Origin of the sequence: Paraburkholderia fungorum, assembly GCF_902833645.1 — a bacterium.
In the GTDB taxonomy this organism is placed as follows: Bacteria; Pseudomonadota; Gammaproteobacteria; order Burkholderiales; family Burkholderiaceae; genus Paraburkholderia; species Paraburkholderia fungorum.
In genome coordinates, this window is the sequence record NZ_CADFGE010000001.1 from 416948 (window position 1) to 429587 (window position 12640).

The window sequence follows — 12640 nt, forward strand, 5'->3', positions numbered from 1 at the left end:
GCTCACCCCTTCGAGACAGGTAAAAACGGCTCAGGCCAGATCCAGCGTACCGGTCAAATCGCCTAGCGGGGCCAAGCCATTCTGCGCGAATGCCCGATCTCGCGCGACCACCCCATCGAGCGGCGCCAGCCCATGCACGCGGCTAATCAGACGAAGAATCGAATTGGTGTCGTACACCGTGTGGTCGACATAACCCTTCCTCGCCAATGGCGAAATCACCAGCGCGGGAACTCGTGACCCCGGCCCCCAGCGGTCGCCTTTCGGCGGCGAGACCGGATCCCACCAGCCGCCGTTTTCGTCGACCGTGACGACCACGACGGTATTGGCCCATTGCGGCCCGCGCTGAATATGTTCGATCACGTTAGCGATGTGACGGTCTCCCGACGCGACGTCCGCATACCCCGCGTGCATATTCAGGTCGCCCTGCGGTTTGTAGAACGTGACTGCCGGCAAGCGCCCGGCATCGATATCCGCAATCAGGCGATTGGTGGAAGCGTCGTCGCCGAGGCCCGCGTCGCGCAGATACTTGCGCCGCGCGGCCGTGCCCGGCGCGTAATTGGCGAAGTAGTTGAATGGCTGATGGTGGTACTGGAAATCGGGCACCGCGCCCGTGTCCTGATGCTCCAGCGCGTACTGCCACGCACCGCTGTACCACGCCCAGTCGACACCTTTTTCCGTCAGACGGTCGCCGATCGTCGCGTAGTTTTGCGGCGGCATGACGCGCGGATTCGAGGGGTCGGCAAACGCGGGATTGCCGCCCTCGGCCGGCCGCACATTGCTCGGCTGGTAAGGCGGCGCCATGGTGTTGACGGCGTAGCCGTCGGGCGTAAATGCGCCGTCGTTGACGAATTTCGGCGGCCCGTCGAGCGCGGACGCGGGCGAGTCCGGCGCCGGCTTGAGCCGTGTGCCGGTCGGATCGTCGCCGTCGACCACCGAGACCATTTTCTTCGCCGGACTGTTATGGATGTCGGGATAGAAGGGCGCCTGTGCCGAGATCAGGAAGATGTGGTTCAACCACGAACCGCCAAACGCCGCCATGAAGAAGTTGTCGCACAACGTGTATTGCCGCGCGAGATTCCACAGACGCAGCGTGTCGGCGGAGTTGCGGTAGTGCCCCATCACCAGGCCGCCGGAATCGCCCCATGCGGCAAACTGATTGTTGCGCCCGGCGTTGATCTGCATCTGGTTCTGGTAGAAACGGTGCACCAGATCGCGGGTGATCACACCGGTCGGCAGCGGCGCGCCTTGCGCGTCGGTGATATGAAACGGGCCGTTGCGCAGATTGGCGATGTCTTTCTGGCCGATCATGTAGCGCTTGCCGTCCACTTCTTGCGCCTGCGGCACGAGACCGCCCCAGATGGCCGGCAGACGCGGCAGCGGCGTCGTGCCGTCGCGGTCGAGTTGCAGATAACGCTCGGCGCTCACTGCATCGAGCGGATGCTGGACGCCGGGAAAATTACCGTACAGGTTCGCGAAACTGCGGTTTTCGGCGTAGATCACCACGATCTGCTTGACCTGATCGTGTAGCGCGGCGTCGAGCCGCAAGTCCGCGGCACTGCGCGGCGCGGTGCCGCTCGCGGTACTTTGTTCGGTCTTGCAGCCGGTCAGTGCGAGTCCGATACCGACCGCCGCGATCCCGGTCAAGACACGGCGGCGTTCGGGATCGTCGGGGGCGTTGTCGGGGTTCGGCGGCAGGGTGGGGTCGTTGTCTGTCATCGGTAGATTCCGAAATTGGCGTGGCGGGCGCTTAACAATCAGATCGCCTCCGCTTGGGGCGGCGTGCGCGCGGCACTGGGGCGCGATGGATCGCTGCAAAGGATAGCACCGGGATAGCACCGCGCGAAACGCAGGCGACGGTGCGGGAGACCACGTGCTTCGCGCTATCATGTTGCTCTGTATCCGACGAACAGCAGAAACAGCAGAAACGGCAGCCAAGATGGCAAAAGAAGAGCAGACAGGAGCGGGACGCAAGCAAATGAAGCCACGCGGCGCGGCCGCTCCGGCTTCGCAGGACGAAGCGACGCTGTCCCAGGCGGAGGGCGCTAACTCACCCGATTCCACCGATGAAGAGAGCACCGGCGGATCGACTTATCTCGTGCCTGGGCTGGAGCGCGGTTTGCGCATCCTCGCCGAATTCAGCGCGCGCGAACCGATTCTCGGCGCGCCCGAATTGTCAAAGCGCATCGGCATTCCGCGTACCACCACATTTCGTCTACTGCAAACGCTCGAAGCGCTAGGCTTTCTTGAACGCGTGAACGGCGACCGCTATTTCCGCCTGAGCGTCGCGGTGCTGCGGCTCGGCTTCGAATACCTGAGTTCGCTCGAATTGACCGATGTCGGCACGCCGATTCTCGAACGCCTGCGCGACGCGACCGGCCTGAGCACGCATCTGCTGATCCGTGACCAGCGCGACGTGGTGTTCGTCGCCAAGGCGCAAACCCATGAGCCGATGTTCAGTTCGGTGAAGGTGCATGTCGGCACGCGTCTGCCCGCGCATGCCACGGTGCATGGCCAGGTGCTGATGGGCGATTTGAGTTTCGAAGAATTGCGTCAGTTGTATCCCGAGCCGCAACTCGAACGCTTCACCGAACGCACGCCCGCGACTGTCGAAGAACTATACGGACGTGTGCGCGAAAGCGCGGCGCTAGGCTACGCCGTGAGCGAAGCGTCTTTTGAACGTGGTATTTCGGTCGTGAGCGCGCCGGTGCGCGACCAGAGCGGCAAGATCACGGCCGCGTTGACTGTCACCATTCCGCGTTCCGATATCGGCGAAGCAGAAGAACGCGAGCCGCTTATCGTCGCGGTTTGTCAGGCGGCGCTCGAATTGTCCGAACGCCTCAGCTATCGTCCGCGGCCGGATGATCCGACCGCGGCTCAAGCGCGCCGCAGACTGATTGCGGCGAACTGACATCAGAACGAGTGGTGGATGCCCGTCAGGAAAATCGTCTGGTTCCGCCCGCTCGACACCCCTGCCGTGAAGAACGCGGCGTCCGTATTCGAGCCCGCGCGCTCATACAGTGCATTCACGTACAACTGCGTCGACTTCGACAGCGCGTAGATATCGCCGATCATGAACTGCGTCCAGCGATGGCCGGCTAACGTGGTTGTCGCCGCGCCGCCTGCGACGGTGTTGAACGGCGTGAACTGATAGTTCGCGCCCACGTCGTAGCTCTGATACGTGTCCGAATGACCGGCCGACTCCAGCTTCACGCGCGTGTACAAACCGTGCACCAGCAGCTTGCCGAACTGGTATGACGCGCCCGCGCCCATGTTCTCGACTTTGTCCGCGCTGTAGTTCGCAGCGGCGACACCCTGGAAGGTGGTGAGACCCGTCGTCACGATCGACGGCGTACGGTTGTGCTCGTTCGCATAGGTCGCGCCGGCCTTGAACGGACCGTTCGCATAACTAAGTGCGAAGCTCAGTGTCTTGCCGGTGGAGAAGTTGGTCGTGTTGCCGAGACCCATCATTGCGCCGACCGAGAAGCCGGCGAAGCTCGCCGAGCGGAACTTCACCGAGTTGTCGAACGGCACCACGCCTGTGTCGGCAAGCTCGTCGATATTGCCCGGGTGGAACGCGTACCAGCTCGCCGCCAGATAGGCCGTGCTAAGCGGGCCCAGTATGTCGAAACTGAACGGCGTCTGATGACCCAGCGTCACCGTGCCGATCTGATCCGAACTCAAGCCCACGAACGCTTGGCGATTGAACAGCGTGCCCGCTTTGGCGAATGCACCAGTGTTCGTATAGAAGCCGTTTTCCAACTGGAAAACGGTCTTCAGACCACCGCCCAGATCCTCAACGCCCTTCAGGCCCCAGCGATCCGGCTGCATGTTGCCTTGCTCTTCGATCCACTTCGAACTGCCGCCTGCATTGCTGATATACGCGATACCGGCATCCAGACTGCCGTATAGCGTGACACTGCTTTGCGCCCATGCGCCAGTCGTTGCGCAGATTGCCGTCAAGCCGGCCGCCGCAATGATGTGCTTCACCGTTGGTTCTCCTGATCACACGACGGATAGCTCGCGCTGATTTCGTCGTCCCTGATCCTTTGCATTGGGTTGAATGCAGCTTCGGGTTTATGCGCCAAAACTGCGTCGCTATTTGTTTCACCTATGGGCGTTTGTATCGCCTATGGAAAAGTATAGTGAGTCTTGAAGTGGTCAAAATAAATTTTCGGACCCCGTACAAACCCGCATGACGACCGGTCGATTCGTCTGAGAATAATGAGCAAAGCCACGCCCTAAAAGGCTCTTCAGCCGATGCGCCGATTCATTTCTGTTCACGCAAAGCTGTGTTGTGAACACGACAGTCAGTGTTTTCCCCTAGCAGCTCAGATTTTTATTTTTTCGAGCCGAAGCCACTCCTATAATTATCCATACACGAACTGATGTTCCTTATATGGAACATAAGGCTTCAGGAGAAGGCGAGAAATGACTGAACAATGGCGCTGCGCCGGCCATGCCGGCGATCTGTCCGAAGACGCGCCGCTCGAGTTCAAGCTCGACGGCACGGAAATCGGCATTTACAAGGTGGGCGATGCGCTGTACGCGCTGGAAAACGTCTGCCCTCATGCATACGCATTGCTGACGCAGGGCTTTGTCGACGGCGACACCGTCGAATGCCCGCTACACGAAGCCGTGTTCCATATCCCGACCGGCAAATGCTTGAAAGAGCCCGGTGGCCGCGACCTGAAGACGTATTCGGTGCGTCTCGCCGGCGAAGAAATCCAGATCAAGGTGGAATGACATGCGAGAGCAAATCGTGAACTTCAATCCCTTCCTGAAGCCCTGGCTCGCGCCGCAGCCGAACAACGTCGCCGGCAAGGGCGTGATCGAGAAACCAGGCGAGACCGAAAACTTCATCTGGCAAACGCGTAAGGCGGAGCCGACCCAATACGAGAACGACTTTGGCGATGCGCTCGAAAAAGTTTTCGAAGCCGGCGCGAATGAATTGCAGGAAGTTGCCGACGGCCTGAACCGCGTGGGTTTCCGCACTCCGGAAGGCAACGCATGGGACGCCGAGCGTCTCGCCGCCGAATTCCGCCTGCTCGCCGAATAAGCGCGCTCTCCCGAACACGTCTCATCGCTTTCGTTTCCGGAGTCTCTTTATGACGTCCCCCAATACAACGACTCAAGACGCGGCCGACCCGATCCAGTCTTATCTGAACCGTGGCTTGCGCAATTACTGGTATCCGGTCGCACCGAGTTGGCAGGTCGGCGACGCGCCGGTCGGCATCACGCGTCTCGGCGACCAGATCGTGCTGTGGCGCGACAAGGAAGGCAAAGTCCACGCACTCGAAGACCGCTGTCCGCACCGCGGCGCGCGTCTGTCGCTCGGCTGGAACCTCGGCGGCAGCGTTGCATGCTGGTATCACGGCATTGAAATCAACGGCGGCGGCACGGTCACGAAAGTCCCGGCTGTTTCGAACTGCCCGCTGGAAGGCCAGAAGTGCGTGAAGTCGTATCCGGTCGAAGAGCATGCCGGCGCGATCTTCCTGTGGTTCGGCGACGACGCCCACAAAGAACCCGCTCCGCTCGAGCTGCCGGAAGAACTGGTCGGCGACGAATACGCGAGCTTCCTGTGCATGTCGAACTGGAAGTGCAATTACCAGTACGCGATCGACAACGTGATGGACCCGATGCACGGCGCCTATCTGCATGCGACTTCGCACTCGATGGCCGAAGGGGACAAGCAGGCCGATATGCGCGTGCGCAAGACGGAAACGGGTCTGATGTTCGAAAAGGTCGGACAGCGCGACGTGAATTTCGACTGGGTCGAACTCGGTGAAACCGGCACGCTGTGGATGCGTCTCGCGATTCCATACAAGAAGAAGTTCGGCCCGGGCGGCAACTTCGGGATCATCGGCTTCGCCGTGCCCGTCGACGAAAACAACTGTCAGGTTTACTTCTGGCGCACGCGCAAGGTGTCGGGCTGGCAGCGCGACGCGTGGCGCTTCATGTATCGCAACCGCCTCGAAGGTCTGCATTGGGCCGTGCTGGAACAGGATCGCTATGTTCTCGAAAGCATGGCGCCGAATGCACGCGAGCACGAATTCCTCTATCAGCACGACGTCGGCATGACGCGCGTGCGGCGCATGTTCCGTCAACGCGCCCAGCAGCACTTTGCCGAGCTGGATGCGTATCGCGCTCAGACCGCTCAGGCAGGCTCTACTCAAACCGAGGCAGCAGGCCACAGCCATGCATAACGAAGCGTCAGCGGCTTTGCCGGCACTCAAAGACCGGCGCGTCCTCGTGACCGGCGGCGCGCGCGGTCTCGGCGCGGCGTTCGTTCGCGCGCTGGTGCAAGCCGGTGCGCAAGTCGTGTTCGGCGACGTCCTGCATGACGAAGGCCGCGCGCTTGCGGCGTCGCTGGTCGAGCAGGGCCACGCGGTGACGTATCTGCCGCTCGATCTCGCTGATCCCGCCAGCGTCAGGCAGTTTGCCGATCAGGCCGTGGCGCAGCTCGGCGGGCTCGACGCATTGATCAACAACGCGGCGATCACCAACTCGGGCGGCAAGTTCGCCGACGAGTTGTCGGTCGATACGTGGGACGCCGTGATGAACGTCAACGTGCGCGGCACGTGGCTGATGAGTACCGCTGCGTTGCCGTATCTGCGCGACTCGGGCCGCGGCAGCATCGTCAATATCGCCTCCGACACGGCAATGTGGGGTGCGCCGAAGCTGCTTGCATATGTCGCAAGCAAGGGCGCCGTGATCTCGATGACCCGCTCGCTGGCGCGCGAATTCGGCGCGCACGGCGTGACGGTCAACGCGATTGCGCCGGGCCTCACCGAAGTCGAAGCCACCGCTTACGTGCCCGCCGAGCGTCACCAGTATTACCTGCAAGGCCGCGCGCTGACGCGCGCACAGGTGCCCGACGACGTTACCGGGCCGGTGCTGTTCCTGTTGTCCGATGCCGCGCGCTTTGTGACCGGCCAGTTGCTGCCGGTCAACGGCGGCTTCGTGATGAATTGATCTTGTCGAATCGAAAGGAGAAAGAGATGGCGGACGCCGAACTCGAACGCAAATCGTGGGAACAACCCGCGGACGCGAGCTTTGCACAGTGGCTGGATAGCCGCGTCGCGCGCCTGGAAACGCGCCGTTATGACTGGGACGCGCTGAAGTTCCAGGCCGACTACGACCCGAAGTATCGCCGCGCACAAATGCGCTATGTCGGCACGGGTGGCACCGGCGTCGCGAAAGACATGAACACGGTGCCCGCCGGCGGCTTCACGTTTTCGACGATGGTGATTCCGGCCGGCAACATCGGCCCGAGCCATATCCATATGGATGTCGAAGAAATCTTCTTCGTGCTGCGCGGCAAGATGAAAGTGATCTGCGAAAAAGACGGCGAAACATGGGAAGCCGTGCTCGGCGAGCGCGATCTGATTTCGGTGCCGCCGGGCGTGTATCGCACGGAGGTGAACATCGGCGAAGAAGACGCGTTGATGTGCGTGATGCTCGGTTCACCCAAGCCAATCACGCCGACGTATCCGCCGGATTCGCCGTTGGCCAAGCTCAAGCGCTAAGTCTTCAGTTTTTTAAATCCCCACGAAGGCAATCATGTCCGCAGTCCCGTCCCGTATCGCCGATAACGTCGCTCAGAACGCCACGCTCGAAGCGCGCCTTGCACGCTTTCCGGCGCAGCAGATCTGGCTCGCATCGCAACGTGCGGTGAGTTATCGCGAGGCGGATAGCGCAGCAAGCGACGCACTGCCTTTGGTGCTGCTTCACGGTATCGGGTCGGGCGCGGCTTCGTGGGTACAACAGTTTGAAGTGCTGGGCGAGACGCGTTGTGTGCTGGCGTGGGATGCACCGGGGTATGGCGCGTCGACGCCGGTAGAAGCCGATTCGCCCGCTGCAGGCGACTACGCAACGGTGCTGAAAGAATGGCTCGACGCGCTCGGCATTGAGCGCTGTGTGCTGCTGGGGCATTCGCTTGGCGCGATCGTCGCCGGTGCGTTTGCCATGACGAATCCGCAACGCGTGGCCGGTTTGCTCCTGCTGTCGCCGGCTGGCGGATATGGCGCTTCGCCTGCGGACGTGCGCGAGAGCAAACGCGATCAGCGTCTCGCCATGATTAAGGAACTCGGCCCACAAGGTCTCGCTGAAAAACGCAGCACCAATATGGTGTCCGCGAACGCGAGCGATGAAGCGCGCGCATGGGTGCGCTGGAACATGTCGCGGGTGATCCCACGTGGCTATGTTCAAGCAACACATCTGCTCGCGAACGCCGATCTCGCCAGCGATCTCGCGCGCTACAAAGGTCGCATCAGCATCGCAGTCGGCGCAGACGACGCTATCACGCCCCCCGAAGCCTGCGAGCGACTCGCCCTGACGGCCGGCACCAGGTTGCAGGTTGTGCCGGGTGCTGGGCACGCCGGCTATATCGAGGCACCCACCGCGTACACCGCGATCATCGACACGTTCTGCCGCGCGAGCGACGGACAACGGAGCCAATGAATGACGCCCGACACGATCAACGCCGAGCGCGACGCGGACGACGACCGCAACGACGCGGACACCGGCAGCGAGATCAACTATCGCGTGCCGGGTCTGGAACGTGGTCTGAAGATACTGACCGAGTTTTCGCCGCGCGAGCCGGTTCTCGGCGCACCGGAACTATCGAAGCGCCTGAAGATTCCCCGCACAACGGTGTTCCGTCTGCTGCAAACACTCGAATCGCTCGGTTTTCTCGAGCGCGCTGATAAGGACCGCAACTATCGCCTCGGCGTCGCGGTGCTTCGGCTCGGTTTCGAGTACCTGAGTTCGCTTGAACTGACCGATCTCGGGTTGCCGATCATCGAAGCCTTGCGCAACGACACCGGCCTCACCAGCCATATCGTGATTCGCGACGGACGCGATGTTGTGTTCGTCGCCAAGGCGCAAAGTCATGCGCCGATCTTCAGCTCGGTGAAGGTGAACGTCGGCACGCGTCTGCCGGCTTACGCAACGACGCACGGCCAGGTGCTGATGAGCGACATGACGCTCGACGAGTTGAAAAAGCTCTATCCCGAGCCGGAACTGGAACGCTTCACGAAGCAAACACCCGCCACCGTCGAGGAGTTGTACGAACGGGTTTGCGATGACGCGAGGCGCGGTTACGCGATCAGCGAATCGTCGTTCGAACGCGGCATTTCCGTGGTGAGCGCGCCGGTTCGCAACGACACGGGCCGTATCGTCGCGGTGATTACGACCACGATTCCGCGTCCTGAGATCGACGCTTCGCTGCTCGACAGCGGCCTGATCGACAAGGTTCGCCGCGCGGCCGACGAACTCTCGCAGCGGCTCAATTATCGACCGAAGGGCAGCGCGAACGGTGGCACGAAATACATGAAGGCACTGGGACTCAAATGATCCAAATCGACTTGACCGGGCAGGTAGCGGTGGTGACGGGCGGCTCGTCCGGCATCGGCCTTGCAACCGCGGAACTGTTTCTACGAGCTGGCGCGTCAGTCGCGATCTGTGGACGCGACGGCGAACGGCTGGCGCAAGCGGAAACCGCTTTGAACACGCAGTTTCCCCACGCGCAATTGCTGGCGCGAACCTGCGACGTACTGAACGCGGACGATGTAGCCGCCTTCGCGCAAGCGGTGCACACCCGCTTTGGCCGCACCGACATGCTGATCAACAACGCCGGTCAAGGCCGCGTCTCGACCTTCGCCGACACCAGTGACGACGCCTGGCGCGAAGAACTCGACCTGAAGTATTTCAGCGTGATTCGCCCGACCCGCGCATTTCTGCCGATGCTGCGCGACGCGGCGGGGGCTGGCGAAAACGCGACCGTGGTCTGCGTGAATTCGCTGCTCGCGCTGCAACCCGAGCCGCACATGGTGGCGACCTCGTCTGCACGGGCGGGCGTGCTGAGTCTCATCAAATCGCTCGCGGTCGAACTCGCGCCGCAGCGCATCCGCGTGAATTCGATTCTGATCGGCATCGTCGAATCCGGTCAATGGCGCCGCCGTTACGCGAAAGAAGCGCAACCGGGTCAGAGCTGGGAAGACTGGACCGCCGAACTGGCGCGCAAGAAAAACATTCCGCTAGGCCGCTTCGGTCGCCCCGAAGAAGCCGCACAAGCGCTCTTTTACCTGGCTACGACGCTGTCGTCCTATACGACGGGCAGTCACATCGATGTTTCTGGAGGCGTTGCACGACATGTCTAACAAAACCACCGTTGGCGAACTGATCGCCGCTTTTCTCGAGCAATGCGGCGTCCAAACCGCATTCGGCGTGATCTCGATCCACAACATGCCGATCCTCGACGCGATCCACAACCGCGGCAAGATTCGCTATGTCGGCGCGCGCGGCGAAGCCGGCGCGGTGAACATGGCTGACGGCCTCGCGCGTGTCTCCGGCGGCCTCGGCGTGGCGTTCACCAGCACGGGAACGGCCGCGGGCAATGCAGCGGGCGCGATGGTCGAGGCACTCACGGCGGGCACGGCGCTCCTGCACATCACCGGTCAGATCGAAACGGAGTACCTCGATAAAGACCTCGCGTATATCCACGAAGCGCCGGACCAATTGTCGATGTTGCAGTCGATTTCGAAAGCGGCGTTCCGCGTGCGTTCGGTCGAGACCGCACTGCCGACGATCCGCGAGGCGGTGCGCGTCGCGCTGACGGCACCGAGCGGTCCCGTCAGCGTCGAAATTCCAATCGACATTCAGGCGGCGGAAATTGAATGGCCCGCCGACCTGGCTGCGCCGCACGTCACCACACTCACGCATAGCAGCGCGCGCGTCGCACAACTCGCGGAGCAACTGGCGAGCGCGAAGCGCCCGTTGTTGTGGCTCGGCGGCGGCACGCGGCATGCACGCGCCGCGGTTGAGCGTCTCGTGGCGCTGGGTTTCGGCGTGGTGACCAGCGTGCAAGGCCGCGGCGTGCTGCCGGAAGATCATCCTGCGACGCTGGGTGCGTTCAACGTGCACGCCGCCGTCGAAAGCTTCTACAAGACGTGCGATGCGCTGGTGGTGGTCGGCTCGCGTCTGCGTGGCAATGAAACGCTGAAGTACAAGCTGGCGCTGCCGCAACCGTTGTATCGCATCGACGCGGACGCGCTCGCCGACAACCGTGGCTATCGCAACGACATGTTCGTGCACGGCGACGCAGCGGCGGTACTCGAAGAACTCGCGACGCGGCTCGAAGGCCGTCTGAAGGTCGATCCCACGTTTGCGCAAGACCTCGCCGCCGCGCGCGAAAGTGCCGTCGCGGATGTGGGCAAGGGCCTCGGCCCGTACAAGCGCCTTGTCGATGCACTTCAACAGGCGGTGGGCCGCGACTATAACTGGGTGCGTGACGTCACGATCTCGAACAGCACGTGGGGCAACCGCATGCTGAAGATTTTCTCGCCGCGCGCGGGCGTTCATGCACTTGGCGGCGGCATCGGCCAGGGCATGCAAATGGGGATTGGCGCGGCACTCGCCGGCAATGCTGCGAAGACCGTGTGCCTGGTCGGCGATGGGGGCTTGATGGTGAACGTCGGCGAGCTCGCGACGGCCGTGCAGGAAAACGCCAACGTGATGATCGTGCTGATGAACGACCAGTGCTACGGCGTGATCCGCAACATTCAGGACGCGCAATACGGCGGCCGCCGCTGCTACGTCGATCTGCACCAGCCGGATTTCGCGCAGTTCTGCGAGAGCCTGAAGCTCACGCACTACCGCATCAAGTCGCTCGATCAGGCCGAGGAAATCATCCGCGAAGGTATGGCGAAGACGGGTCCCGTGCTGGTCGAAGTGGACATGCTGTCGGTCGGCTCGTTCGCCACCGCATTCGCGGGGCCGCCGGTCAAGGAAAAGGAGCCGGAACATGCGTGAGACCGGCTACGCGGGGCATCACGCACCCGTCGACGTCGCGATGATCGGCTTCGGCGCGATCGGCCAGGCGGTGTATCGCTCGGTCGAGTCGGACCCGACGGTCCGCGTGTCGCATGTGATCGTGCCGGAGCGTCATATGGCGTCGGTGCGGGAAGTGGTGGGCGCGTCGGTCGACGTGGTTTCGTCCGTGTCCGCGTTGAACAGCCATCCGCATTTCGCACTGGAATGCGCGGGACACAGCGCGCTTGTCGATCACGTGGTGCCCTTGCTGAAAGCCGGGACGGATTGCGCGGTGGCTTCGATCGGCGCGCTGTCCGACATGATGTTGCTGGACGCGCTTGCCGCCGCCGCCGATGAAGGCGATGCGACGTTGACGCTGTTGTCGGGCGCAATTGGCGGCGTGGACGCGTTGTCCGCCGCGAAGCTCGGCGGCCTTGACGAAGTGCTGTACACGGGGCGCAAGCCGCCCACGGGTTGGCTCGGCACGCCAGCGGAGCAGGTTTGCAATCTGCACACGTTGAGCGAAGAAATCGTGATCTTCGAAGGCAGCGCACGTGAAGCGGCGCGCCTGTATCCGAAGAACGCCAACGTCGCCGCGACCATCGCGCTCGCCGGCCTGGGTCTGGACCACACCATGGTCCGCCTGATCGCCGATCCGAATGTGACGCGCAACGTGCATCGCATCGTGGCGCGCGGCGCATTCGGCGAGATGTCGCTGGAAATGTGCGGCAAGCCGCTGCCGGACAACCCCAAGACGTCCGCATTGACCGCGTACAGCGCGATTCGTGCGCTACGCAATCGCGCGGCGCGCTGTGTGATTTAAGCCATT

13 protein-coding genes are annotated in these 12640 nt (G+C 62.4%); 11 read left to right on the plus strand and 2 right to left on the minus strand.

Annotated features, from left to right (window positions below):
- Window positions 1–30 precede the first annotated feature (30 nt).
- Complete coding sequence (locus HWX91_RS01765; protein WP_028195938.1) at window positions 31–1716, minus strand: acid phosphatase; 1686 nt, start codon at window positions 1714–1716, stop codon at window positions 31–33.
- Window positions 1717–1936: 220 nt separating this feature from the next.
- Between HWX91_RS01765 and HWX91_RS01770 the strand changes: the two genes are divergently transcribed.
- Window positions 1937–2908, plus strand: a complete 972-nt coding sequence (locus HWX91_RS01770; RefSeq protein ID WP_028195937.1) for an IclR family transcriptional regulator — start codon at window positions 1937–1939, stop codon at window positions 2906–2908.
- 2 nt (window positions 2909–2910) lie between these two features.
- On the opposite strand, the gene HWX91_RS01775 is transcribed toward HWX91_RS01770, so the two are convergent.
- Window positions 2911–3987 (minus strand): porin, encoded by a 1077-nt coding sequence (locus HWX91_RS01775; protein ID WP_028195936.1) that lies wholly within the window; start codon window positions 3985–3987, stop codon window positions 2911–2913.
- 441 nt (window positions 3988–4428) lie between these two features.
- On the opposite strand from HWX91_RS01775, the gene HWX91_RS01780 reads away from it, so the two are divergent.
- The 10 genes from HWX91_RS01780 to HWX91_RS01825 are packed head-to-tail and all read left to right on the plus strand — an operon-like array spanning window position 4429 to window position 12634.
- Window positions 4429–4743, plus strand: coding sequence for a non-heme iron oxygenase ferredoxin subunit (locus HWX91_RS01780; RefSeq protein WP_028195935.1), 315 nt, complete (start codon window positions 4429–4431; stop codon window positions 4741–4743).
- Window position 4744: 1 nt separating this feature from the next.
- On the plus strand, window positions 4745–5056 hold the full coding sequence (locus HWX91_RS01785) for a recombinase-like helix-turn-helix domain-containing protein (protein ID WP_028195934.1): 312 nt from the start codon (window positions 4745–4747) through the stop codon (window positions 5054–5056).
- 49 nt (window positions 5057–5105) lie between these two features.
- Window positions 5106–6203 carry an aromatic ring-hydroxylating dioxygenase subunit alpha gene (locus HWX91_RS01790; protein ID WP_028195933.1) on the plus strand — a complete coding sequence of 366 codons (1098 nt, stop codon included), beginning with the start codon at window positions 5106–5108 and terminating at the stop codon, window positions 6201–6203.
- Window positions 6196–6972: an SDR family oxidoreductase gene (locus HWX91_RS01795; protein WP_028195932.1), complete on the plus strand. Its 777-nt coding sequence runs from the start codon at window positions 6196–6198 to the stop codon at window positions 6970–6972. The genes HWX91_RS01790 and HWX91_RS01795 overlap by 8 nt, the downstream gene beginning before the upstream one ends.
- Before the next feature lie 26 nt (window positions 6973–6998).
- Window positions 6999–7526, plus strand: a complete 528-nt coding sequence (locus HWX91_RS01800) for a cupin domain-containing protein (protein WP_028195931.1) — start codon at window positions 6999–7001, stop codon at window positions 7524–7526.
- 34 nt (window positions 7527–7560) lie between these two features.
- Window positions 7561–8460 carry an alpha/beta fold hydrolase gene (locus HWX91_RS01805; protein ID WP_028195930.1) on the plus strand — a complete coding sequence of 300 codons (900 nt, stop codon included), beginning with the start codon at window positions 7561–7563 and terminating at the stop codon, window positions 8458–8460.
- Window positions 8461–9354: an IclR family transcriptional regulator gene (locus HWX91_RS01810; RefSeq protein ID WP_028195929.1), complete on the plus strand. Its 894-nt coding sequence runs from the start codon at window positions 8461–8463 to the stop codon at window positions 9352–9354.
- Complete coding sequence (locus HWX91_RS01815) at window positions 9351–10160, plus strand: SDR family oxidoreductase (protein WP_028195928.1); 810 nt, start codon at window positions 9351–9353, stop codon at window positions 10158–10160. The genes HWX91_RS01810 and HWX91_RS01815 overlap by 4 nt, the downstream gene beginning before the upstream one ends.
- On the plus strand, window positions 10153–11811 hold the full coding sequence (locus HWX91_RS01820; protein WP_028195927.1) for a thiamine pyrophosphate-binding protein: 1659 nt from the start codon (window positions 10153–10155) through the stop codon (window positions 11809–11811). The genes HWX91_RS01815 and HWX91_RS01820 overlap by 8 nt, the downstream gene beginning before the upstream one ends.
- Window positions 11804–12634, plus strand: coding sequence for an aspartate dehydrogenase (locus HWX91_RS01825; protein WP_028195926.1), 831 nt, complete (start codon window positions 11804–11806; stop codon window positions 12632–12634). Before HWX91_RS01820 ends, HWX91_RS01825 begins: the two co-directional genes overlap by 8 nt.
- Window positions 12635–12640 lie beyond the last annotated feature (6 nt).